Annotated in this window: 20 protein-coding genes; 11 read left to right on the plus strand and 9 right to left on the minus strand. The window is 71.9% G+C overall.

Annotated features, from left to right (window positions below; translation table 11 throughout):
• Nucleotides 1-68: 68 nt before the first annotated feature.
• From QSK26_RS29280 to QSK26_RS29300, 5 genes are all read left to right on the plus strand, one after another.
• On the plus strand, nucleotides 69-284 hold the full coding sequence (locus tag QSK26_RS29280) for an FmdB family zinc ribbon protein (protein WP_285778509.1): 216 nt from the start codon (nucleotides 69-71) through the stop codon (nucleotides 282-284).
• Between the two features lie 84 nt (nucleotides 285-368).
• Nucleotides 369-854 carry a helix-turn-helix transcriptional regulator gene (locus tag QSK26_RS29285; protein WP_285778510.1) on the plus strand — a complete coding sequence of 162 codons (486 nt, stop codon included), beginning with the start codon at nucleotides 369-371 and terminating at the stop codon, nucleotides 852-854.
• Between the two features lie 197 nt (nucleotides 855-1,051).
• Nucleotides 1,052-2,236, plus strand: a complete 1,185-nt coding sequence (locus QSK26_RS29290; protein WP_285778511.1) for an EfeM/EfeO family lipoprotein — start codon at nucleotides 1,052-1,054, stop codon at nucleotides 2,234-2,236.
• Nucleotides 2,233-3,444 carry an iron uptake transporter deferrochelatase/peroxidase subunit gene (gene efeB / locus QSK26_RS29295; RefSeq protein ID WP_285778512.1) on the plus strand — a complete coding sequence of 404 codons (1,212 nt, stop codon included), beginning with the start codon at nucleotides 2,233-2,235 and terminating at the stop codon, nucleotides 3,442-3,444. Before QSK26_RS29290 ends, efeB begins: the two co-directional genes overlap by 4 nt.
• Nucleotides 3,445-3,593: 149 nt before the next feature.
• Nucleotides 3,594-5,336 (plus strand): phospholipase C, encoded by a 1,743-nt coding sequence (locus QSK26_RS29300; protein ID WP_285778513.1) that lies wholly within the window; start codon nucleotides 3,594-3,596, stop codon nucleotides 5,334-5,336.
• A gap of 162 nt (nucleotides 5,337-5,498) precedes the next feature.
• On the opposite strand, the gene QSK26_RS29305 is transcribed toward QSK26_RS29300, so the two are convergent.
• From QSK26_RS29305 to pepN, 6 genes are all read right to left on the minus strand, one after another.
• Nucleotides 5,499-6,233, minus strand: a complete 735-nt coding sequence (locus QSK26_RS29305) for an SDR family NAD(P)-dependent oxidoreductase (protein ID WP_285778514.1) — start codon at nucleotides 6,231-6,233, stop codon at nucleotides 5,499-5,501.
• 182 nt (nucleotides 6,234-6,415) lie between these two features.
• Nucleotides 6,416-8,254, minus strand: coding sequence for a dihydroxy-acid dehydratase (ilvD, locus tag QSK26_RS29310; RefSeq protein ID WP_285778515.1), 1,839 nt, complete (start codon nucleotides 8,252-8,254; stop codon nucleotides 6,416-6,418).
• A 178-nt stretch (nucleotides 8,255-8,432) separates the two neighbouring features.
• Nucleotides 8,433-9,086 carry a nuclease-related domain-containing protein gene (locus QSK26_RS29315; protein ID WP_285778516.1) on the minus strand — a complete coding sequence of 218 codons (654 nt, stop codon included), beginning with the start codon at nucleotides 9,084-9,086 and terminating at the stop codon, nucleotides 8,433-8,435.
• Nucleotides 9,087-9,598: 512 nt separating this feature from the next.
• Entirely contained in the window at nucleotides 9,599-10,561 is a 963-nt protein-coding gene (locus QSK26_RS29320) for a hypothetical protein (RefSeq protein ID WP_285778517.1), read from the minus strand.
• A gap of 29 nt (nucleotides 10,562-10,590) precedes the next feature.
• Nucleotides 10,591-11,925: a serine/threonine-protein kinase gene (locus tag QSK26_RS29325; RefSeq protein ID WP_285778518.1), complete on the minus strand. Its 1,335-nt coding sequence runs from the start codon at nucleotides 11,923-11,925 to the stop codon at nucleotides 10,591-10,593.
• Nucleotides 11,926-12,051: 126 nt separating this feature from the next.
• Entirely contained in the window at nucleotides 12,052-14,619 is a 2,568-nt protein-coding gene (gene pepN, locus QSK26_RS29330; RefSeq protein ID WP_285778519.1) for an aminopeptidase N, read from the minus strand.
• 157 nt (nucleotides 14,620-14,776) lie between these two features.
• Between pepN and QSK26_RS29335 the strand changes: the two genes are divergently transcribed.
• From QSK26_RS29335 to QSK26_RS29345, 3 genes are all read left to right on the plus strand, one after another.
• Nucleotides 14,777-15,409 (plus strand): mycothiol-dependent nitroreductase Rv2466c family protein, encoded by a 633-nt coding sequence (locus tag QSK26_RS29335; RefSeq protein WP_285778520.1) that lies wholly within the window; start codon nucleotides 14,777-14,779, stop codon nucleotides 15,407-15,409.
• A 75-nt stretch (nucleotides 15,410-15,484) separates the two neighbouring features.
• Entirely contained in the window at nucleotides 15,485-16,891 is a 1,407-nt protein-coding gene (locus QSK26_RS29340) for an aldehyde dehydrogenase family protein (RefSeq protein WP_285778521.1), read from the plus strand.
• A gap of 41 nt (nucleotides 16,892-16,932) precedes the next feature.
• Nucleotides 16,933-17,358 carry a hypothetical protein gene (locus QSK26_RS29345; RefSeq protein ID WP_285778522.1) on the plus strand — a complete coding sequence of 142 codons (426 nt, stop codon included), beginning with the start codon at nucleotides 16,933-16,935 and terminating at the stop codon, nucleotides 17,356-17,358.
• Nucleotides 17,359-17,365: 7 nt separating this feature from the next.
• Here the strand turns inward: QSK26_RS29345 and def are convergent, their stop codons facing one another.
• On the minus strand, nucleotides 17,366-17,854 hold the full coding sequence (gene def / locus QSK26_RS29350; RefSeq protein WP_285778523.1) for a peptide deformylase: 489 nt from the start codon (nucleotides 17,852-17,854) through the stop codon (nucleotides 17,366-17,368).
• Nucleotides 17,855-17,959: 105 nt separating this feature from the next.
• Between def and QSK26_RS29355 the strand changes: the two genes are divergently transcribed.
• Nucleotides 17,960-18,427 carry a ribose-5-phosphate isomerase gene (locus QSK26_RS29355; protein ID WP_285778524.1) on the plus strand — a complete coding sequence of 156 codons (468 nt, stop codon included), beginning with the start codon at nucleotides 17,960-17,962 and terminating at the stop codon, nucleotides 18,425-18,427.
• A 3-nt stretch (nucleotides 18,428-18,430) separates the two neighbouring features.
• Here the strand turns inward: QSK26_RS29355 and QSK26_RS29360 are convergent, their stop codons facing one another.
• Entirely contained in the window at nucleotides 18,431-18,616 is a 186-nt protein-coding gene (locus QSK26_RS29360; protein WP_285778525.1) for a hypothetical protein, read from the minus strand.
• Nucleotides 18,617-18,695: 79 nt separating this feature from the next.
• Nucleotides 18,696-19,928 carry a GNAT family N-acetyltransferase gene (locus tag QSK26_RS29365; protein WP_285778526.1) on the minus strand — a complete coding sequence of 411 codons (1,233 nt, stop codon included), beginning with the start codon at nucleotides 19,926-19,928 and terminating at the stop codon, nucleotides 18,696-18,698.
• Between the two features lie 118 nt (nucleotides 19,929-20,046).
• On the opposite strand from QSK26_RS29365, the gene QSK26_RS29370 reads away from it, so the two are divergent.
• Both QSK26_RS29370 and QSK26_RS29375 read left to right on the plus strand, forming a co-directional pair.
• On the plus strand, nucleotides 20,047-21,168 hold the full coding sequence (locus tag QSK26_RS29370) for a PP2C family protein-serine/threonine phosphatase (RefSeq protein ID WP_285778527.1): 1,122 nt from the start codon (nucleotides 20,047-20,049) through the stop codon (nucleotides 21,166-21,168).
• A gap of 89 nt (nucleotides 21,169-21,257) precedes the next feature.
• The gene (locus QSK26_RS29375) at nucleotides 21,258-22,562 is read left to right on the plus strand and encodes a M50 family metallopeptidase (protein WP_285778528.1); all 1,305 of its coding nucleotides are present in this window, start codon (nucleotides 21,258-21,260) and stop codon (nucleotides 22,560-22,562) included.
• Nucleotides 22,563-22,568: the final 6 nt, after the last annotated feature.

A 22,568-nucleotide genomic window follows, 5' to 3' on the forward strand; every position in this document is an offset into this window, starting at 1 on the left:
CCGAGCTCCACGGCCCGTCGCCACGCCGGACCCCTGGCGTCTTGCCGGGGCGGGAGTATCCTTCAGCCATGCCTCGTTACGACTTCCGATGCCGGGCCTGCGGTGACACCTTCGAGGTGAGCAGGCCGATGGCGCAGGCGGGCGACCCCGCGTCCTGCCCCCAGGGCCACGGCGACACCGTCAAGTTGCTCTCGACCGTGGCCGTGACCGGCGGCGGAGCGGCCCAGGCGCCCACGGGCGGCGGTGGCGGCGGCGGTTGCTGCGGGGGCGGCTGCTGCGGTTGAACGGGCCGCGGGGGCCTCGCGTGACGGTGTGACAATCGAGCACGTGTTCTGAAAAATGTCAGTGCCGCGGGCTATTCTTTACCTATGGCTAACGTCATTACGGCCCCTGCCCGCTCCCTGACGACCGCCGAGATCGCTGCCCTCGCCCTCTCCCTCGCCCACCTGGGCTCCGGACCGCAGTCGATCACCGCTCGGCGTGGCCTGCGCCACGCGTTCGAGCACCTCCCCGTTGACGACGACGTCATCGCCGCCACCCTCGCGACCCTCACCGCCCCGCTGCCCGACGACGTCGCGGAGCGCGCCCGGCTCATCGCCGACGCGATCACCGGCAGGCTCGTGATCCGCCTGCACTACCGTGACGTGGCCCAGCGCGTCTCCGCGCGCGAGGTGGACCCGGTGACCTGCCTGGTCCACCGCGAATACTGGTATCTCGTGGGCATGTGCCGGCTGCGGCGCGCCATCCGCGCCTTCCGGTTCGACCGGATCATCGCGGTCGAGCCCACCACGATTCCCGCCCGCCCGCACATGGCCGAGCGCTACCTGCCCTTCCAGCGCCGCAAGGCCGCCTGACTCCGCGTCCCGCCCCGTGGCTGCGCCGTGCCACGGGGCGGCTGGTCCACCGGCCTGTCCTGCCGGCGGCGGCCGGGGGAACGCCGGGTGAGCGCTTCGTGAACATGCCAACATCTGTGGGGATATTTAGCTTTATGTGACTTATGTTGCGCCTACCCTGTCATTGCCCATTTTGTGGTGATTTGGGGGGTGATCGGGTGGGTGTCAGGCGGCTGGGTGCGGTGGTCCTCGCGTCGCTGCTCCTCGCGACCGGATGCTCGGAGGGCGGGACCGCGCCGCCCGGCACACCCGCCGCCAGGGGGAGCGCCGCCCCGCAGGCGCCGCCGTCCATCCGGGTCTCCGCCAGCCACTGCGGCGAGGGCTGGACGCACCCGCACACCGGCGACCAGACGCTGATGGTCGCCAACGACGGGGACGTCTCCGCGGGCGCCGATCTCATCGACGTGCCCGGCGGCGCCGTACACGCCGAGCTGGAAGGGCTCGCGCCCGGGACCACCCGTACCGTGCACGTCAGCCTCGGCCCGGGGACGTACGCGATCCGGTGCGAGATCGACGGCCGCGACCCGATCGCCGGCCCCCCGGTGACCGTCTCGGGAGGCGGCTCAGGCGGTCCCGCGACGCTGCCGGTCACCTACAACGACCTGTACGCCCCGGCGCAGGCGTACCGCGACTACGTCGCCGGCGGGCTGAAGACGCTGGTCGCGAGGACGAGGACGCTGGCGGGGGCGGTGGACGCGGGTGACCTCGCCGCCGCTAGGGCCGCCTGGCTGCCCGCCCACCTCGCCTACGAGAGCCTCGGCGCGGCGTACGACACGTTCGGCGACTTCGACGGCGAGATCGACGGCCGTCCGGCGGGCCTGCCCGGAGGCGTCCGCGATCCGGGTTTCACCGGCATGCACCGGGTGGAGTACGGCCTGTGGCACGGGGAGTCCGCGAAGTCGCTGCGCCCGGCGGCCGACCGCCTGTACAAGGACGTCAGGGCGCTGCGGGCGGACTTCCCCGACGAGCAGCTCGAACCCGGCGACCTGCCGCTGCGCGCGCACGAGATCCTGGAGAACACCCTCCGGTTCGAGCTCTCCGGCCGCGCCGACGAGGGCAGCGGCACCACGCTGGCCACCGCCGCCGCCAACCTCCGGGGCACCCGGGCGACGGTCGGCGTGCTACGTCCGCTGCTGCGCACCCGCTATCCCGGGCTGGCCGGGCTGGACCGGCGACTGGACCGGGTCGAGGCGCTGCTCAAGGCCCAGCGGCACGGCGGCCGGTGGACCCCCGTCGAGGACCTCGACCCGCCGGTCCGCGAATCCATCGACGGCGCGGTGGGCGACCTGCTCGAAGGGCTCGCCCCGATCGCCACCATCTGTTTCCCGAGGCGGACACAATGAGCGGCTACGACCGCAGGACGTTCCTCCGCGGCGCGCTGGCCACCGGGATCGCCGGTACCGTCGCGCACACCGCGCAACCGGCGGCGGCCCAGGCTGCCGCGGCGTCACCGGCGCCCGCCTTCCACGGGCCGCACCAGGCCGGCATCCTGGCCGCGCCGCGCCGCCGGACCGTCGTCGCCGCGTTCGACGTCATCGCCGGCGGCAGGGATGAGGTGAAGGAGCTGTTCCGCACGCTCACCGACCGGGCGCGCGCCCTGACCACCGGCGGCCTCCCGCCGGAGCAGGGCATCAGCGCCCCGCCGGCCGACTCCGGCATCCTCGGCCCGAGCGTCCCGCCCGGCGGCCTGACGGTCACCCTCGGCCTCGGCGCGTCCCTGTTCGACGACAGGTACGGCCTGGCGGCGCGCAAACCGCCCGGCCTGGTCCGGATGCCGGTGTTCCCCGACGACGACCTGGACGCGGCCTGGTGTCACGGCGACCTCAGCCTGCAACTGGAGGCGGACGACGACGACACCCTCCTGCACGCGCTGCGCGACGTCGCCCGGCACACCAGGGGCGCCATGCAGGTCCGCTGGCGGATGAACGGGTTCGCCAGCCCGCCCCGGCCGACCGGCACGCAGCGCAACCTCATGGGCTTCAAGGACGGCATCGCCAATCCGGACACCGGGGACGCGGCCGAGATGGACCGCCTGGTCTGGGTGCGCGACGACCGGCCGGAGACGGCGTGGACCACGGGCGGCAGCTTCGTCGTCTTCCGGCTGATCCGGATGCTGGTGGAGTTCTGGGACCGGGTGGGGCTGAGCGAGCAGGAGCAGATGTTCGGCCGGGCCAAGGACACCGGCGCACCGCTGGACGGCGCGCACGAGCAGGACGTCCCCCGGTACGAGCTGGATCCGGTGGGCAAGGTCATCCCGCTCACCAGCCACATCCGGCGGGCCAACCCGCGCACGGCGGAGACCGACGGCAGCCGGATCCTGCGCCGCGGCTTCAACTACGACCGGGGCATGGACGACGTGGGCAACCTGGACGTCGGCCTGCTCTTCACCAGCTACCAGCGGGACCTGCGCCGGCAGTTCGAGGCGGTGCAGAAGCGGCTGGCGGACGAGCCGCTGGTGGACTACATCTCGCCGTTCGGCGGCGGCTACTTCTTCGCCGTCCCCGGCGTCCGGGACACTTCTGAGTCCTATGTCCAAAATATACTCATTTGATCCGTTTTAGGGTGTTATTTACCTTTTTGTCACTTTTGTGGGGTCGAAGTGTCGTGTGGGTGCGATGAGATCCCCTGGGCGCCCGAGAGCCGTGTGCTCCCAGCGCCGTCCGGGCCGAAGAGCGGCTCGGTTTCGTCAAAGGAGGCACCGTGGGCACTGGCCCAGGTAAGAGGAATGCAGCGCGCTGGTACGCCGCCGCGGCCACCGTGGTGGCAGCAGGCGTCCTGGTGGTATCGAGCACGTCGCCGGGTTCGGCCGACTCCGTGACCCCGTCGCCGACCCAGCCGGCAAGTCCGTCGGCAACACCGTCGGCGACCGGGGCGGCCCCGGCCCCGGCGGCCCAGTCCCCGGCGACCCTGTCCCCGGCGGCTCTGGCCCAGGCGCAGGCGAAGGCCAAGGGGGTCCGCACCACGACCCCGATCAAGCACGTCGTCGTCCTCTTCGACGAGAACGTGTCGTTCGACCACTACTTCGGCACCTACCCGAAGGCCGCCAACACCGACGGCACCACGTTCAAGGCCGCCAAGGGCACCCCGTCGGTGGACGGGCTGACCAAGAAGCTGCTGACGAAGAACCCCAACCAGTACGACCCGAAGCGGCTCACCCACGAGCAGGCGCTCACCTGCGACATGGACCACGGCTACTTCCACGAGCAGCTCGCCTACAACGGCGGGAAGATGGACCAGTTCGTCCAGCAGACCGGCCGGGACAACTGCACCGGCCAGCCGATCCTCTACGGCGCGCCCGGTCTGGTCATGGACTACTACGACGGCAACACCGTGACCGGCCTGTGGAACTACGCTCAGAACTACGCGATGAGCGACAACTCGTACAACACCGGGTTCGGCCCGTCCACCCCGGGAGCGCTCAACCTCGTCTCCGGGCAGACCCACGGCGTCTACGCCGTCGATCCGGCGACGCACAAGAACGTCAGCGACTCCTCGGTCGTCGCCTCGCCGAACGCGACCGGCGTCGGAACGGTGATCAACGACCCCGACCCGGCCTTCGACGACTGCTCCGACGCCAACCACACCTCGAAGAACAACCTCGCGGTGGCGACCGGCCCGAACATCGGCGACCTGCTGAACCGCAAGGGCGTCACGTGGGGCTGGTTCCAGGGCGGCTTCAAGCCGACCGACACCTCCGGCCAGTACGCGGTCTGCGGCACGACGCACAAGAACATCGGCGGCAACGCGGTCGTCGACTACAGCCCGCACCACTCGCCGTTCCAGTACTACGCTTCGACCGCCAACCCCAAGCACCTGCCCCCGTCCTCGGTCGCGGCCATCGGCTACTCCGACCAGGCCAACCACAACTACGACCTGAGCGACTTCGACGCCGCCCTCGGTGCCGGCAACCTGCCCGCGGTGAGCTTCCTCAAGGCGGGCGCCTACCAGGACGGCCACCCGGCCAACTCCGACCCGCTGGACGAGCAGAACTTCCTGGTCAGCACGATCAACAAGATCCAGAACTCCAAGGACTGGGCCTCGACCGCGATCGTCATCGCCTATGACGACTCCGACGGCTGGTACGACCACAAGGCCGCCCCGATCGTCAACGGGTCCCGCGACTCCGCCCAGGACGCCGCCGCGCTGTGCGGCAAGGCCAAGGTCGGCGGCGGCTTCAACGACCGCTGCGGCTACGGCCCGCGCACCCCGCTGCTGGTCATCTCGCCCTACAGCAAGGTCAACCACGTGGACCACCACCTGACCGACCAGACCTCCGTCCTCAGGTTCATCGAGGACAACTGGAACACCGGCGGGATCGGCGGCGACTCGCTGGACAGGATCGCGGGTTCGCTCGACGGCCTGTTCAGCTTCGGCAAGGCCAAGGCCGGCCGGGTGATCCTCGACCCCGCCACCGGTGCGGTGGTCACGAAGTCCCACCACTGATCCACGGAGCCGTCGTCCGCTCCCGTTCATGACGGCGGCGACGGGCTTGTCCCGCCCCGCTCACCTGTTTGCGAGGCGCCGCGCCGCCCGATCCCGCCGGCGACGGGATCGGGCGGCGCGGCGAGCAGCGGGTTTCGGGCCGGCGTCGCGCGGAGGGGGAGGTCAGCGCGGGTGGGCGCCGCCGTCCAGGGTGATCGTCTGGTTGGTGAGGTAGCCGTTGCGCAGGATGGCCATCGCGAGGTCGGCGACCTCCTCCGGCCGTCCGAACCGGCCGACCGGGACCGGGCGGACGCCCGCCGGGATGGTGGGGAACATCCCGGTGTCCTCGATCAGCGCGGGCGCCAGCGCGTTCACCGTGACGCCCTGACCGGCGACCCGTGAGGCCAGGAAGTGCACCAGGCCGTGCAGCCCGGCCTTGGACGAGGCGTAGTGCGGGCCCACGATGCCGCCGGTGAAGGCGGCGATGGACGACATGAACAGCACCCGGCCGAACCCGCGCTCGGCCATCCCGGGAACCGTCTCCCGGGCCAGCAGGAAGGGCGCGCGCAGGTTGATCGCCATCGTACGGTCCCAGACGTCGAGATCCACGTCCGTGTAGCCGAGCTGGATCGCGATGCCCGCGTTGGGGATCAGGACGTCCACCGGGCCGAGCGCTTCGGCGGTCCGGCGGACCAGGCGGGCCGGCACCTCGGGATCGGCCAGGTCGCCGGGCAGCGCGATCGCGTCCACCCCGGCGTCCTTCGCCTCGGTCACCAGGCGCTCGGCCTGCTCGGCCTGCCCGCCGTAGGCGAACGCCGTCCGCACGCCCGCCGCGATGAGCAGGCGGCCCAGGGCCCTGCCGATGCCGCCGGACGCCCCGGTCAGCAGCGCCACCCGGCCGGTGAGGTGATCCGTCATGTGCGCCTCCTTCAGGGCGTGCCACCCCCGCTCAGGGTGAACGGCGCGGCCGGGGCGGTCTGTTCCTGCCCCTTCCCCCTGCCCCTTCCCCCTGCCCCTTCCCCCTGCCCCTTCCCCCTGCCCCGGACACGGTGAAGGGGGCAGCCGGTCCGGCCGCCCCCTTCACCGGAGTCATCCGCCGGTCAGCGGGAGAGCTGCGTGAGGTCGCGGGAGGCGCCCGTCGAGGCGGACGTGGTGAGCGCGGCGTAGGCCTGGAGGGCGACGCTCACCGTGCGCTGCCGGTCGCGCGGGCGGTAGCCGCCGAGGCCGGTCAGCAGCCGCTCGCGGCGGGCGGCCAGCTCGGTCTCCGGCACCTTGAGCTCCATCGAGCGGTTCGGGATGTCGATGTCGATGATGTCGCCGTCCTCCACCAGGGCGATGGTGCCGCCCTCGGCCGCCTCCGGGGAGGCGTGCCCGATGGACAGGCCGGACGTGCCACCGGAGAAGCGGCCGTCGGTGATGAGGGCGCACGTCTTGCCCAGGCCCTTGCCCTTGAGGAACGAGGTCGGGTAGAGCATCTCCTGCATGCCGGGCCCGCCCTTGGGACCCTCGTAGCGGATCACCACCACGTCGCCCGCCTTGACCCGGTTGTTCAGGATGCCCTCCACCGCGTCCTCCTGGGACTCGAAGACCACGGCGGGACCGGAGAACTTCCAGATCGACTCGTCCACGCCGGCCGTCTTGACCACGGCGCCGTCGAGGGCGAGGTTGCCGTAGAGCACGGCCAGGCCGCCGTCACGGGTGTAGGCGTGCTCCAGGTCGCGCACACAGCCCTCGGACCGGTCGAGGTCGAGCGACTCCCAGCGCGCGTCCTGCGAGTAGGCCTTGACCGTGCGCACGTTGCCGGGCGCGGCGTGCCACAGCTCCATGGCCTCGGGCAGCACGGTGGGCGACTGCGGGTCCCAGCCGGCGATGTAGTCGGCCAGCGTCGCGGAGTGCACGGTGGGCACGTCGCGGTGCAGCAGCCCGGCGCGGTCCAGCTCGCCGAGGATGGCCGGGATGCCGCCGGCCCGGTGCACGTCCTCCACGTGGTACTTCGCGGTGGCCGGCGCGACCTTGCACAGGCACGGCACCCGCAGCGAGACCTCGTTGATCTCCTTGAGCCCGAAGTCGACCTGCGCCTCGCGGGCGGCCGCGAGCAGGTGCAGGATCGTGTTGGTCGAGCCGCCCATCGCCACGTCCAGCGCCATCGCGTTCTCGAACGCGTCGCGGGTGGCGATCGAGCGGGGCAGCACCGACTCGTCGTCCTGCTCGTAGTACCGCCGCGTGATGTCCACGACCGTGTGGCCGGCCCGCTCGAACAGCTCCCGGCGGGCGACGTGGGTGGCGAGCGTGGTGCCGTTGCCCGGCAGCGCCAGGCCGATCACCTCGGCCAGGCAGTTCATCGAGTTGGCGGTGAACATGCCGCTGCACGAGCCGCACGTCGGGCAGGCGCTCTCCTCCATCTCCAGCAGCTCGGCGTCGGAGACGCTGTCGTCGGCGGAGGCGATCATCGGGTCGATGAGGTCGAGCTTGCGGCCCGGCGTCTTGCCCGCCTCCATCGGCCCGCCGGAGACGAACACGGTGGGGATGTTGAGCCGGAAGGCGGCGAGCAGCATGCCCGGGGTGATCTTGTCGCAGTTGGACACGCAGATCAGCGCGTCGGCGCAGTGCGCGTTGACCATGTACTCGACCGCGTCGGCGATCAGCTCGCGGCTGGGCAGCGAGTAGAGCATGCCGCCGTGGCCCATGGCGATGCCGTCGTCGACCGCGATCGTGTTGAACTCGCGCGGGATGGCCCCCGCCTCGCGGACCGCCGCCGCCACCACGTCGCCGACCTCGCGCAGGTGCACGTGACCGGGCACGAACTGGGTGAAGCTGTTGGCCACCGCGACGATCGGCTTGCCGAAGTCGCTGCCGGCTACGCCGGTCGCCCGGAGCAGGGCCCGGGCACCGGCCATGTTCCTGCCGTGAGTGACCGTTCGAGACCTGAGGGCGGGCATGGCGCTACTCCCATCGAAGACCGACCTGTTGAAGGCGAGTCTTACAAATGGTACTCGTGCCCGGAGCGTGAGACACCGGGTCCACCTTTCGGACACTCCGCAGGGTGCCACGGGCGGACCCGGGGTCATGCCGCGAGCCGTACCGGCCCTCGCCGCCGGTCGCCCCGATCGCCCGTGCTCAGCCCTCGGCGTAGCGCGGTGGCAGCACCTCGCCCGCGACGTCGAAGATCTGCTCGATCTCGGAGTCGGTGAGCGACCGCTCCCGCTTCGTGATCCACCTGCGCACGCGGCTGCCCTCGAAGACGTCCACCTGCCGGATGTTGAGGATCTTCCACGGCAGCGACGGGCCGTAGATGGCGAGAGAGGGGACGATGGTGATGTCGCGCCCCAGCTTCTTGCCGATCAGCTCGCCCGCCTGGGACGCCTCCCACGCGGCCTCCAGAAGGCGCGGCTTCTGGCTGAACGGGCCGTGGAAGAGCTGTTTGCCCGCCTGGACGCGCACGGGCAGGCGCTTGTCCCACTTCTCCGAGTCGACCGCGTAGATGCCGGTGGGGCCGATCACCAGGTGGTCGATCTGCGCCTCGCTGCCGGGGATGGCGCGGGCGTGCAGGGTGCGGTAGCCGCTCCGCTCCAGCTTCTTGAGCTGCATCTCCGTGCGCCGCTCGGCCACCGACGGCCGCCGCCAGGCCGGCACCGAGGATGCCGAACGCGCCCGGTAGAGGGTGTCGCCGATCGCGGCCAGCACCGCGCCGGTGACACCGAGCCGCCAGTCGGCCAGCAGCACGCCGACGATGATGCCGCCGAGCACCGCGATCACCGCACGGCGTCGCAAATGTCGGTATTTGGGCTCCTGGAGCAGGCTGCGCAGGGAGGCGCGCTCGATCGGTGTGAAGGCTGAGACGCGCGCGGAAGGACGTGCCGACGACTGTGCCGGCCGGTCACTCACCCAGATAGGTGACTGTGTGTGACCGTCATCAGGAGATTGACCGAGATCCACGTAACTCACCGTAGCCGAGGTGTCGTTGTATTGCCTAGTCTTCCCTAGTTCATACTTTTGTGGCCGCGTTGACTTGCTTCGCGCACTCGGAACCGGGGTATCTCCACAGTTTCTCTCTAGAGAACTCCAGCCCGGAGCATAGTGCGCGAACACCCGGCACACGTCATGATCTTACGTATTGGACCAGGCAGCCGGGGTGCGGATCTGCGGTTTCGTCCCGGGGCGGGACCTCCGCCGGAGCCCTGACCGCGGGGAACGTCCTTCTGGCGTTCGCCCGGGGTGTACGCAACTGTCACCTTGAGGATGCCCCCGGCGGCGGCGGTCCGACGGCCTCGGATCACCGGGGGTCACGACGTCATGCGGTCGATCAGATGGGCGCTGATGTCGTCGATCAGCGTGGACGGCTCGACCGGGGCCGCGGCGACGGCAGCGAAGAGTGACGGGAGGCCGGCCAGCGGGAAGCCGTCCTCCTCGGTGGCGGCCTGACCGACCTCCGTCTTGGCCATCGCCGCACGGCTGCGCTCCCAGGCGGCCAGCACCTCCTCCGCGGACGGCACGCCGAAGCCGTGCCCCACGGGGGCGGCGTGGCGCAGCCGTACGAAGGGGGTGTCGGCGAAGGTGAGGGCCACGCCGGCGCGCGCCGCGAGGCTCTCCCGGGCGTGCGGCTCGACCCAGTCCATGACCGTGCACGGGTGGCGGCACGCCGCCACGCAGGTGGCCATCGCCCCGGCGACCTGGCTGTGCTGGCGGTCGAAGTAGGCCCGCCAGCCCTGCGCCGGCTCCAGCGCCACCCGCAGCGTCCGGTTCACCGCCGACTGCTCGGCCCTGGTGTGGTCGCAGTCCCGGTCGCCGATCACGCCGAACCTGCTGCCCGCCGCGTTCAGCCCGGCCGGCCACAGCGCCGGGTCGCCCGCGTGGCCGAGCACCGGCTCGAAGGCGAGCAGCGGCAGGTACTCGCTGGCGATGTGCACGGCGGCCACCATGGGACTCAGCTCCCGCCGGTGCCACCGGATCGCGATCACCTCAAGCAGCAGCCCGTACGCGGGCCGCAGCGAGGCCAGCGCGCCCCGCGGTCGCTCCCGCGGCGTCTGCGGCATGTGACAGGCGCGCGCCCGCCGCTTCAGCTCCGCCGGCACCGCCCGCGCCTCGGCCGCGAAGTCCTCGGCGTCCAGCGCCAGCAGCCGCTGGCCGAACTCGCAGACGTCGGCGATCTCCTCCCCGTCGGGCAGGACCCGGGGTGCGAGCGCCCCCAGATCGGCGAAGGCGTGCCGCCTGGCGAGTTCGATGAGGAGATCGCGCGCCGAATCCATGCAGAAACGATCTCACGCTTGCCAGGCCGTCATGGGCACGGCTCCGTGGTGCACCCTCCGCCCGGGCCGATCTGCCGCTCGGCGGGCGGGATCTCGGACGGCTCGGCGGTCGGGCCGGTGGGATCGGGATCGGGATCGGGGTCCGGATCCGCCGTGGGCTCGGTGGGCGTCGTCGTCGGCGGCTCGCTCGGCTTCGTGGTCGGCTCGCGGGTGGGCGTCACGGTCGGCGTCAGCGAGGGGGAGGGCGCCGGCCGTTCGGTGACCCGGCGGCCGGGGGTGCGCCGGGGACGATGCTCGGACTCCTGCGGCACCACGGTCGGCGGCTCGGCGCTGGGCGTGAGCTGGGCGGCCGTGGGCGTCGGCTGCCGCAGGTCGGCGTCGCTCGGCGCGAGCGTGCGCGCGTCGGGCTGCCGGAGCCAGACGGCGGCGCCCAGCACGGCGGTGGCCAGCAGGGCCGCCGCCGCGGTGGCCAAGATGGTCAGCGCCCGCCTGCGCCGCGAGCGCGGCGCCGCGGGCCCGGCCAGCGGGCGCGCGCCCGGGTCCTCGGCCGCCCGCCGCGCCGCCTGCGCCATCTCGGCCGCCGACGACCAGCGGCCGGCCGGGTCCTTGGCCATCGCCCGCTCGACCACCTGGCGCTGCGCCGGGGTGACGTGCGCGGGCAGCGGATCCGCCTCCGCCTTCAGGTGCTTGAAGATGATCTGCACCGGGGTCTCGCCCTCGAACGGCGCCCGCCCGGCCAGGCACTGGTAGGCGACGACGCCCAGCGAGTAGATGTCGACGGCGGGGGTGATCTCACCCGCGCTCGCCTGCTCGGGCGCGCAGTAGCCCACCGAGCCCAGCACCATGCCCCGGGTGGTGAGCTGGTCGCCCGCGGCCGACCTCGCGATGCCGAAGTCGGTGAGCACGATCCCGCCGCCGGCCCGCACCATGAGGTTGGCGGGCTTGACGTCGCGGTGCACGATGCCCTGCTCGTGCGCCGCGGCGAGCGCCTCGCCCACCTGCACCACCAGCCGCATCACCTCGGCGGCCGGCAGCGGCCCGCGGCGCAGCGCCCTGTCCAGCGACTCTCCCTCGACGTACTCCATCACCAGGTAGCTGACCTGGCTGCCGTCGTCGAGCTCACAGGCGCCGTGGTCGTAGACGTCCACGACGTGCGGATGACGCAGCGACGCCATCGCCCGTGCCTCCCCGCGGAAGCGCACGATGAATCCCGGATCGTCCATGAGCGCCGGCAGCAGCACCTTGACCGCCACCATCCGGCCCAGCACGTCGTCGTCGCCCCGCCAGACCTCGCCCATCCCGCCGCCGCCGAGGCGGTGGTGCAGGCGGTAGCGACCGGCGAGCAGTGTCCCGGGTCCGAGCACGGCATGACCCCCCGATGCCTAGGCCCCCATCACGAGTCACTAGGGAGGCTAGCACCGCGAACGCCGTGGAGGGCCTGAGCTCCGTGGCACACGGAGCTCAGACCCTCACCCGGGGTGATCGCGAGATCAGGCCGAGGCGGCGTCCTTGGCCCGGGCCCGCAGCGCGCGGCCGATGCCGTCCGCGCCCTCCAGCAGCAGCCGGCGCAGCGCGTGCGGCGGCTCGGCGGTGGCGATGTACTCGCCGGTGCGGTCCACCGTGGCCTGCTCGATCAGCAGGGCGGGGAAGCAGCCGACCACGAAGTTCTGGGCCATGTCGAAGGTCCAGTTCTTCCAGGCCCCGCCGACCTCGGCGAAGAACTTCTCGGCGAACGGCCTGAGCAGCTCGACGTGGTGCGGGTCCATGAAACCGGCGATCGTCGAACGGTGCAGCGCGCCGCTCAGCTCGCCGCTGAGGATGCGCTCCCAGGCCGCCGCCTTGCCCTCGGCGGTGGGCAGGGCCGCCCGGCACTGCGCGGCCGAGCGCTCGCCCTTCGCGGTGGCGTCGCGGCGCAGCTCGGCGTCGATGTCCTCCGCGCCCAGCACCCCGCCGCTGACCAGCGCGAGGATGAGGCTCCAGCGCATGTCGGCGTCCACGGTGAGCCCCTCGGGCACGGCCGAGCCGTCGAGGACGCCGCGCAGGTAGGCGAGGTCGTCGGCCGAGGTGGCCACCGCGGAGAACGCGTTGACGTAGCTGAGCTGGTGGTCCGAGCCGGGCTCCGCCGTACCGACGAGGCCGCGCAGGGCGGAGGCCAGGGTGGTCAGGCCGGTGTCCCGCCAGGCGGGGTCGCCGTACTGCTGGACGGCGAGCCTGGCCTGCCGCAGCACCGCCTGGACCACGGAGATGTCCGCCACCGACGGAATGCCGGAGACGACCAGCTTGACGTAGTCGCGGGTGGCCATCTCGGCGTCGCGGGTCATGTCCCAGGCGGCCGACCAGCACAGGGCGCGGGGCAGGGACTCGGCGAAGGCGGAGATGCCGCCCTCGACCAGGGTGCGCAGCGAGCGCTCGTCGAGGCGGACCTTGGCGTAGGTCAGGTCGTCGTCGTTGAGCAGCACGAGGTCCGGCTGGGCCTCGCCGACCAGGTCGGGGACGGCCGTGCGGGCGCCCACCACGTCCAGCTCGACCCGCTTGGTGCGCCTGAGCACGCCGCCGTCGTAGGAGTACAGGCCGATCGCGATGCGGTGCGAGCGCAGCGTCGGGTACTCGGCCGGGGCCTCCTGGAGCACGTCGAAGGAGGTGAAGCGGCCCTCGGCGTCAGTGCCGAAGTCGGGGCGCAGCGTGTTGACCCAGGAGGTCTCCAGCCACTCCTTCGACCACGACGACAGCTCCCTGCCCGAGGTGCGCTCCAGCGCGGACAGCAGGTCGGCGAGGGTGGTGTTGCCCCAGGCGTGGTCGGCGAAGTAGTCGCGCACGCCGGCCAGGAAGTTGTCCAGCCCGACGTAGGCGACGAGCTGCTTGAGGACCGAGGCGCCCTTGGCGTAGGTGATGCCGTCGAAGTTGACCTCGACGGCGTGCATGTCGACGATGTCGGCGGCGATCGGGTGGGTGGAGGGCAGCTGGTCCTGCCGGTAGGCCCACGCCTTCTCCACGTTGGCGAAGGTCGTCCACGCGGTCTGGCCCCAGCGGGTCGCCTCGGCCTGGCACAGCACCGACATGTAGGTGGCGAACGACTCGTTCAGCCACAGGTCGTCCCACCAGCGCATGGTGACCAGGTCGCCGAACCACATGTGCGCCATCTCGTGCAGGATCGTCTCGGCGCGGCGCTCCACCATCGCGTCGGTGACCCGGGAACGGAAGACGTAGTCCTCCAGGAAGGTCACGCACCCCGCGTTCTCCATCGCGCCGGCGTTGAACTCGGGCACGAAGAGCTGGTCGTACTTGCCGAACGGGTAGCGGACGCCGAAGACCCGGTGGAAGAAGTCGAAGCCCTGCTTGGTGACCTCGAAGATGTTGTCCGCGTCGAGGTGCTCGGCGATCGAGGCGCGGCAGTAGACGCCGAGCGGGATACCGTCGTGCTCGTCGGTCACCTTGTGGTACGGCCCGGCGACCAGGGCGGTGATGTACGTGGAGATCACCGGGGTCGGGGCGAAGTGCCAGCGCCTGGCCGCCTGGAGGGTGCCGTGCCGGCCGCGGTGCTCGTCCAGCTCGCTCACCTGGTCGGCCGCCGAGTTGGAGACGACCTCCCACCCGCCGGGGGCGAGCACGGTCAGCTCGAAGGTGGCCTTGAGGTCGGGCTGGTCGAAGCACGCGTACATCCGGTGCGCGTCGGCCGTCTCGAACTGCGAGTGCAGGTAGACCTTCTGGTCCACCGGGTCGACGAACCTGTGCAGCCCCTCGCCGGTGTGCATGTACTCGCAGTCGGCGTCGACGACCAGCACGTTCTCGGCGGCGAGGCCGGGCAGCGGGAAGCGGCCCTCCTCGGCGTCGTAGCTCGTGACGTCGAGCTCCACACCGTTCAGCGTGACGTGGCGCAGCCGCGCGCCGGCCAGGTCGATGAAGGTCGTGGCGCCCGGCTGGGCGGCCGTGAAGCGGGCCGTGGTGACGCTTTCGAACCGCTCGTCGCCCTCGGTGAGGTCCAGCTCTACGACGTAGGACTGGACCTTCAGCAGCCGGGCCCGCTCCCTGGCCTCGTCACGGGTGAGATTGCCTGCCACATCCACTCCTCTTCACACGGCGCCGGTCGCGCGCTTCTCCTCTCCGCCTCGTTGCGGAACGGATGTCTGAATCCTGCCATGGCGGTCGAGGGAATGCCGCACCCGGAAGATCCGGTTGACACAAGGAACGACCCGACTTCACCACCAGGAAGATGCCATGACGGAGCGCACACCCGTAGACCTCTGGTTCGACCCTCTCTGCCCCTGGGCCTGGATGACCTCTCGCTGGCTGCTCGAGGTGCAGACCGTGCGCGAGATCGAGCCCCGTTTCAGGATCATGAGCCTCGCGGTGCTCAACGAGGACAAGGACATCTCCGAGGATTACCGCAAGATGCTGGGCGGCGCCATGGGCCCGGTCCGCGTCGTCGCCGCGGCCGCGGCCAAGTACGGCGACCAGATTCTCGGCTCGCTCTACACCGAGATCGGCACCCGCTGGCACAACGAAGGGCGCGGCAAGGACCGCGACGGCTGGCGCGACATCGTGTCCGAGGCCCTCGGCGCCCTGGACCTCGACCCCGCGCTGATCGACGCCTACGACTCCCAGGAGTACGACGAGGCCGTGCGCAGCTCGCACAACGAGGGCATCGGCCTGGTCGGCCAGGAGGTCGGCACCCCGGTCATCGCCCTCGACGGCCCGGAGGGCAAGATCGCCTTCTTCGGCCCGGTCGTCTCGCCCGCGCCGCGCGGCGAGGCCGCCGGCAAGCTGTGGGACGGCGTGCTGCTCGTGGCCGGCACCGACGGCTTCTTCGAGCTCAAGCGCTCCCGCACCCGGGGCCCCATCTTCGAGTAGCCGGCGGGCACGCCCCCCGCCAACCGATCGGGACATGCGCTCGCCAGATCACCCCGGGCGCGCGAAGATGGCGGCATGCGTCCCCTTTACTTGAACGGAGCCTGGACGGCGTCGGTGTCGGGCGAGGGCATCGACGTCGTCAATCCCGCCACGGAGGAGGTCGTGGACCGCGTTCCGGCGGGCCGCCCCGGCGACGTGGACGTGGCGGCCGCCGCGGCCCGCGCGGCCTTCCCCGGGTGGGCGGCCACCGCTCCCGGCGAGCGCGGCAAGTTCCTCGCCGCCGCGGCCGACCTGCTCAGGGAGCGGTCCGACCGGATCGCCAGGATCATCGCCACGGACATGGGCGCGCCGTACGGCCTGGCGCTGAAGGTGCAGACGCTCATGCCGGCCGGGGTCCTCGCGTCCTTCGCCCAGCTCGCCGAGACCTACGACTTCGACGGCGGCCGGATCGGCAACTCGCGGATCATCAGGGAGCCGGCCGGCGTCGTCGGCCTGATCACGCCGTGGAACTACCCGCTGCACCAGGTCGTCTGCAAGGTCGCCCCGGCGCTCGCCGCGGGCTGCACCGTCGTGCTCAAGCCGAGCGAGGTCGCCCCGCTCGCCGCCTACGCGCTGGCCGAGATCTTCCACGAGGTCGGGCTGCCCGCCGGGGTGTTCAACATGGTGAGCGGTCACGGGCCGGTCGTCGGCGAGGCCATCGCCGCGCATCCCCAGGTGGACATGGTGTCCTTCACCGGTTCGACGCGGGCCGGGCGCAGGGTCGCCGCGCTGGCGGCCGACTCGGTCAAGCGGGTGGCGCTGGAGCTCGGCGGCAAGTCCGCCAACGTGGTGCTGCCCGACGCCGACCTCACCGCGGCGGTCAAGGTCGGCGTGGCGAACGCGTTCGTCAACTCCGGCCAGACCTGCTCCGCGCTCACCCGGATGATCGTGCACCGCGACCAGTATGACGACGCCGTGGCCATCGCCGTCGAGGCGGCGGGCAAGCAGACCGTCGGCGACCCGTTCGCGGAGGGCACCCGGCTCGGCCCGCTCGTGTCCGCGGCCCAGCGCGACCGGGTGGTGCACTACATCAACCGCGGCCAGGAGGAGGGCGCCCGGCTGGTGGCCGGGGGCACCGAGCGGCCCCACGACCGCGGGTTCTACGTGCAGCCCACCGTCTTCGCCGGCGTCGCCGCGGGTATGACCATCGAGCAGGAGGAGATCTTCGGCCCGGTGCTGTCGATGATCGCCTACCGCGACGAGGCCGAGGCCGTGCGGATCGCCAACGGCACGCCGTACGGGCTGGCCGGGGCGGTCTGGGCGGGCAGTGCGGAGCGGGCGGTGGAGGTGGCGAGGAAGCTGCGCACCGGCCAGGTGGCGATCAACGGCGGCGGCTTCAACCCGCTCGCGCCCTTCGGCGGGTACAAGCAGTCGGGCATAGGCCGGGAGATGGGCGAGTTCGGGCTGGAGGAGTATCTGGAGGTCAAGTCGCTGCAGATGTAGCGGGGGGCCGGTCCGCGCGGCGGGGGGAAGGCGGTGGTTTCGTGCGCAGGGTGACGTTCTTCGACGTGGTGATCATGGCGGGCGGGCTGCTGATGGTGTTCCTCGCCGCGCAGAACGCCGGGCCCGCGCTGGCCGCGGCGCGTGGCGACGGCACGCCGGGCACGTTCACCGCGACCCGGGTGGAGTGCGTCCGGCACCCCGGTCACGAGCAGTGCACCTGGTTCGGCGACTACCGGTCGGCCGACGGCAGGGTGCGCCGCGACGGGATCTCCTTCTACGGCGCGGACCGCGAGACGTTCCGGCCCGGGCAGACCGCGCGGGCCTTCGACGTCGGGCGGCGCGGCCACGTCTACGGCCCCGGCGGGTCCAACGAGTGGATCGTCGTCGCCCTGCTGTTCGCGGGCGGTGCGTGGCTGGCGCTCCGCCCGCTGCTGCGCCGCCCCCGGCAGGCCGCGCCGGCTCCCTAGCCGCGGGTCACGGGGCCTGGAGGAGCACCTTGCGCGCGGCGTCCTTGGCCAGCCGGTCGACGAAGAGGGTGCCGTCGAGGTGGTCGGTCTCGTGCTGGAGGCAGCGGGCGAGCATGCCGCGCGCCCTGACGCGGACCGGGCGGCCGAGCCGGTCCAGGCCGGTGACGGACACGCCGGCCGCCCGCGGGGTGGCGGCGTAGACGGGCCGGCGCGCCTCGCGGTCGGGGATCGACAGGCAGCCCTCCTCCTCCGTCACCGGTTCCGGGTCGTCCACGGTCAGCTCGGGGTTGACCACGTGTCCCTTCCTGCCGCTGATGTCGTAGACGAACAGCCGGCGCGGCACGCCGATCTGGGGACCTGCCAGGCCGACGCCGCTCGCCGCGTACATCACGGTGAACATCTCGTCGATCAGGCGGCGCAACTCCCGGTCGAAGTCGGTGACGGGGGTCGCGGGGGTGCGCAGGACCGGATCGCCGATCATCCGGATGTCACGCATCGATGTGCTCCTGTCGGGGAAATGTAAGGACTGCATGGCAGATCTGGGTCTTACCTTAGCCGTCAGGCGGTGATGCGCGAAGGGCGGACCTGCGAGACTGGGCGGGTGCGTGTTTACATCGCTGCCGACCATGCCGGCTATGAGCTGAAGAACCACCTCGTCTCCTGGCTCAAGGAGCACAATCACGAGGTCATCGACTGCGGCCCGTTCGTCTACGACGCCGAGGACGACTATCCCGCCTTCGTGCTGCGCGCGGCCGAAGGGGTGGCCGGCGACCCGGGGAGCCTGGGGGTGGTGATCGGCGGCTCGGGCAACGGCGAGCAGATCGCCGCCAACAAGGTGCGCGGCATCCGGGCCGCGCTCGCCTGGAGCGAGGACACCGCCAGGCTGGGCCGCGAGCACAACAACGCCAACGTGGTGAGCCTCGGCGCCCGCATGCACTCCACCGAGGAGGCCACCCGGTTCGTCGAGGTCTTCCTGACCACGTCCTACTCCGGCGCGGAGCGGCACAGCCGGCGCATCGCCCAGCTCACGTCCTACGAGACGATCGGCCAGTTGCCGCCGCTGCCGTAGGGACTACGACGCCGCGGCGCCGCCCGGGCCGCGGCCGGTCGCCTGCCCGCCGCGGCGCGTCTCGCGCCGCGGCGTCTCGTCACGCAGCGGCCGCCGGTCGGCGGCCTCCTGCTGGTCCGTCGTGGGCCGTGAGACGTCGCGCGCCCTCATCGCCGTGATCGCCGTGATCTGCAAACTCTGCAGTGCCATACCCGGACCCTAACCTTTCCGCCGAGGCACCGGGAGAGGGCCCCGGGAGAGGGCGCCGGGAGAGCGCCTCGGGAACGGGTCAGAAGACCAGGCCCGCCCAGGGGCGCGGTTCCCAGGACATCGCGGCCGACAGCCGCCGCACGGCGCCCGGGGTCTCCTCGCGCACGACCGTCGCGCCGGTCAGCCCGGAAAGGGAACGCCCGCCCAGGTAGGCCGCGCCCAGCGCGGAGGCGGGCAGCGTGATGTCGGCGGGCGCCGAGGTGGTCTCGCAGACCGCGCCGGACTCGTCGGCCGACAGCCGCCAGCGGCCCGCGTTCCACGGGCACACGTCGTCCTCGACCGCGAGGACCAGATCCACCGGCGCCGCATAGGCCCGGCGGACCAGCGCGTCGCCGACGTCGACCAGGCGCACCCACAGCTCGTCCAGCCAGACCGCGTTGAAGTGCCGCGGCTCGGCGAGCAGATCGACGATCGGGTCATCGACCGGGCGGCTCCACGTGCGGACGCGTCCCACCAGGTCACGGTCCAGCACGCCGCGCCACAGCAGCGCGTAGGCCGCGGGATCCGTCGCGTGCAGCTCGCGCAGCCGCAGCTCGGAGTCCGGGACGTCGTAATCGGTGACGCCGTTCCGCACCCGGAACAGCGCGTAGCCGCGCACCTCGCCGTCGTCCTCGGCGAGCAGGCAGCGCAGCGGGCCGTCGCCGTGCCGGGCGGTCTCGTCGTCGGCGAGCAGCGCGTCCCAGCGGGCCGCGGTGCGCGAATAGTGGCCGGGGCGGCCGGTCATGACGGTGTCGAAGATCCGCTCGAAGTCCTTCCTCGCCTCGGCCGGCCGGGCCACGCGCAGCCGCAGGGCGGGGTCGGCGGGCGCGTCCCTCCTGAACGCCGAACGATGGGCGGGAATGGTGCCGGCCAGGGTGTCGGAGGCCCTGCCGTACCCGAACCTGCCGTAGATGGCGGCCTCGGTGGCGTACAGCGCTGCGAGGGGCTCGCCGGCCTCGTGCAGGTCGGTGAGCTGGCGGCGCATGAGCGAGGACAGGACGCCCCGGCGCCGGTGCGAGGGGAGCACCGCGACCGCGGTCACCCCGGCGACGGGGGCCGGGCCGCCCGGCACCGTCATGGTGAAGGGGGTGACCGCCGTCGTGCCGATCATCGTCCCCCCGTCGAAGACGGCGAGAGTCCGGTCGAGAGTGAGGAGGGCTCGGAAGCGCTCGGTGAAGGCGGGCTCGCCTTCACTGTTGAACGCCTCTTGGAGGACCTGGTCGTACTCCGCCCACTCGGACTCGTCGATGGGCCGGATCGTGAACTTGCTCATCGGGCCACGGTAGGCCCCGGGCTACGCGCGGGCCAACCAATATCGTGGGTATGATGATCAAGGCATTGGTCAAGTGGGCTGCCCAAACGCGCCTTCGACCGATACAGTCGAGCGCATCATGAGTTCCCGTCCGGCGCCGCTGATCCCTCCACGGCTCCGCGCGTTCCTGGTCCGTGTGCCGTTCCTCGTGCGCATCGTCCGCTTCCTGCGCCGCGGGCCCTTCGCCCGCGACCGGAACCTGGTGATCACCCTCAGCGTGCTGTCGCTGGCGGTCGGCGTGCTGGCCGCGCGCAGCCACATCGACTGGTTCTCGCCCTCGCTGCTGATCCTGATCACGCTGATCGGCGGGCTCCAGCTCCGGCTGCGCGGCCTGCTGGTGCTGCTGGGGGCCGTGGTCGCGGCGGTGGTCTACATCGCGGCGGCCGGCGAGATCGTGCACATCGGCCCGGGGCTGCTGGTCACGATGGTGTTCACCTCGGTGTTCGCCGCGCTGATGGCCCGCACCCGGGGCAAGCTGGGCGTGCAGGGGCTGCGCGGGGACGCGATGCTGCTGGAGCTGCGCGACCGGCTGAAACGGCAGAGCGAGCTGCCCGCGCTGCCCAAGGAGTGGGGCGCCAAGGTCGTGCTGAAGCAGGCCGGGGGCTCCTCGTTCGGCGGCGACTTCCTGGTGTCCGTGCGCGAGGACGACCGGCTGGAGCTCGCCCTGGTGGACGTGTCGGGCAAGGGCGCCGACGCGGGGACCAGGGCGCTGATGCTGTCGGGCACCTTCGGCGGGCTGCTCGGCGCGGTCTCCGACTTCCTGCCCGCGTGCAACAACTACCTGCACCGCCAGCGGGAGAGTGAGGGATTCGTCACCGCCGTGCACCTCTCGCTCGACCTCTCCACCGGCGAGTACGTGATCACCTCGGCCGGCCATCCGCCGGTGGTGAAGTTCGAGGCGGGCACCGGTTCCTGGCGGGTGTCCACGGCCAAGGGCGTCGTCCTCGGCGTGGTCCCCGACCTGCACTGCGAGACCGACAGCGGGGTGCTCCGCAGGGGAGACGCGCTGCTGCTCTACACCGACGGGCTGATCGAACAGCCGGGCCGGGACATCGACGCGGGGCTCGACCGGCTGCTCGGGGAGGCCGAACAGCTCGTGCCCTCGGGGCAGGGCTTCCGCGACGGCGCCCGCACGCTGGTCAACTCGATGTCCTCCGGGCACAACGACGACTGCGCCCTGGTGCTCATCTGGCGCCCGTGATCCACCGGGCGGAGAAGATCGGCGCCGGACGGGCCGGAGTCGGTTAGCCTGGTAGGGCCACAGGCTTCTCGGTAACGGGGGTTTCCACGGTGATCTGGCTCTACGTTGCCGGGCTCGTCATCTTCCTGCTGGGTCTGCTGCTCTCCATCGCGTTGCACGAGATCGGGCACCTGGTGCCCGCCAAGCGCTTCGGCGTGAGAGTCACCCAGTACATGGTCGGCTTCGGTCCCACGATGTGGTCGCGGCGCAGGGGCGAGACCGAGTACGGGGTGAAGTGGATCCCGCTCGGCGGCTACATCCGGATGATCGGCATGCTGCCGCCCCGGCCCACCGACGCGCCCAACATGGTGCGCACCACGCGCAGCTCGCCCTGGCAGGGCCTGATCGACACCGCCAGAGAGGCGTCCCTGGAGGAGATCCGCCCCGGCGACGAGAACCGCGTCTTCTACCGCAAGCCGTGGTGGCAGAAGGTCATCATCATGTTCGGCGGCCCGGCGATGAACTTCGTGCTCGCCTTCATCCTCTTCGCCGTCGTGCTGATGGGCTTCGGCGTGCCGACCGAGCAGACCACGCTCGCCACGGTCCCCGCCTGCGTGAAGACCGCCGAGGCATACGCGTCCAACAAGGAGTGCACCCCGAGCGACCCGGCGAGCCCGGCGGCGCGGGCGGGCCTGCGCCCCGGCGACCGCATCGTGTCCGTCGCGGGCAGCCCGGTGGCCACCTGGGACGAGGCGACCCGGGCGATCCGCGCCCAGAAGGCCGGCCCGGTCGCGATCGGGGTGGACCGCGCCGGGCAGCGGCTCACGCTCACCGCGCCGCTGATCGTGCAGGACCGGGAGTCCCTCGACGAGCCGGGCAAGATCGAGCGGGTCGGCTACCTCGGCGTCCTGGCGCAGGTGGAGAACCAGCGGATGGGCGTCGGCGCGGTCGCCGCGCACATGTGGGACCTCACCGCGGCTACGGCCGGTGCGCTGATCAGGCTGCCCCAGAAGATGGTCGGCGTGTGGAACGCCGCGTTCTCCGGCGAGGAGCGCGACCCGAACGGCCCGATCGGCGTGATCGGCGCGGGCCGGATCGGCGGCGAGGTCGCGTCCTCGGCCGCGCCGGTGGAGAACAAGGTCGCCTTCTTCATCAACCTGCTGGCCGGGTTCAACCTGGCGATCGGCATGTTCAACCTGATCCCGCTGCTGCCGCTGGACGGCGGGCACGTCGCGGGCGGGCTGTGGGAGGGCCTCAAGCGGGGCTTCGCCCGGGTCACCCGGCGCCCCATGCCCGGCTACGTGGACATCGCCAAGGCGCTGCCGCTGACCTACGCGATGGCCTTCGTGATGATCATCATGGCCGGCCTGCTCATGTACGCCGACCTCGTCAACCCGATCACGCTGACCGGCTGATCCGGC

The organism is Microtetraspora sp. NBRC 13810 (assembly GCF_030268685.1).
Classification (GTDB): Bacteria; Actinomycetota; Actinomycetes; order Streptosporangiales; family Streptosporangiaceae; genus BSRQ01.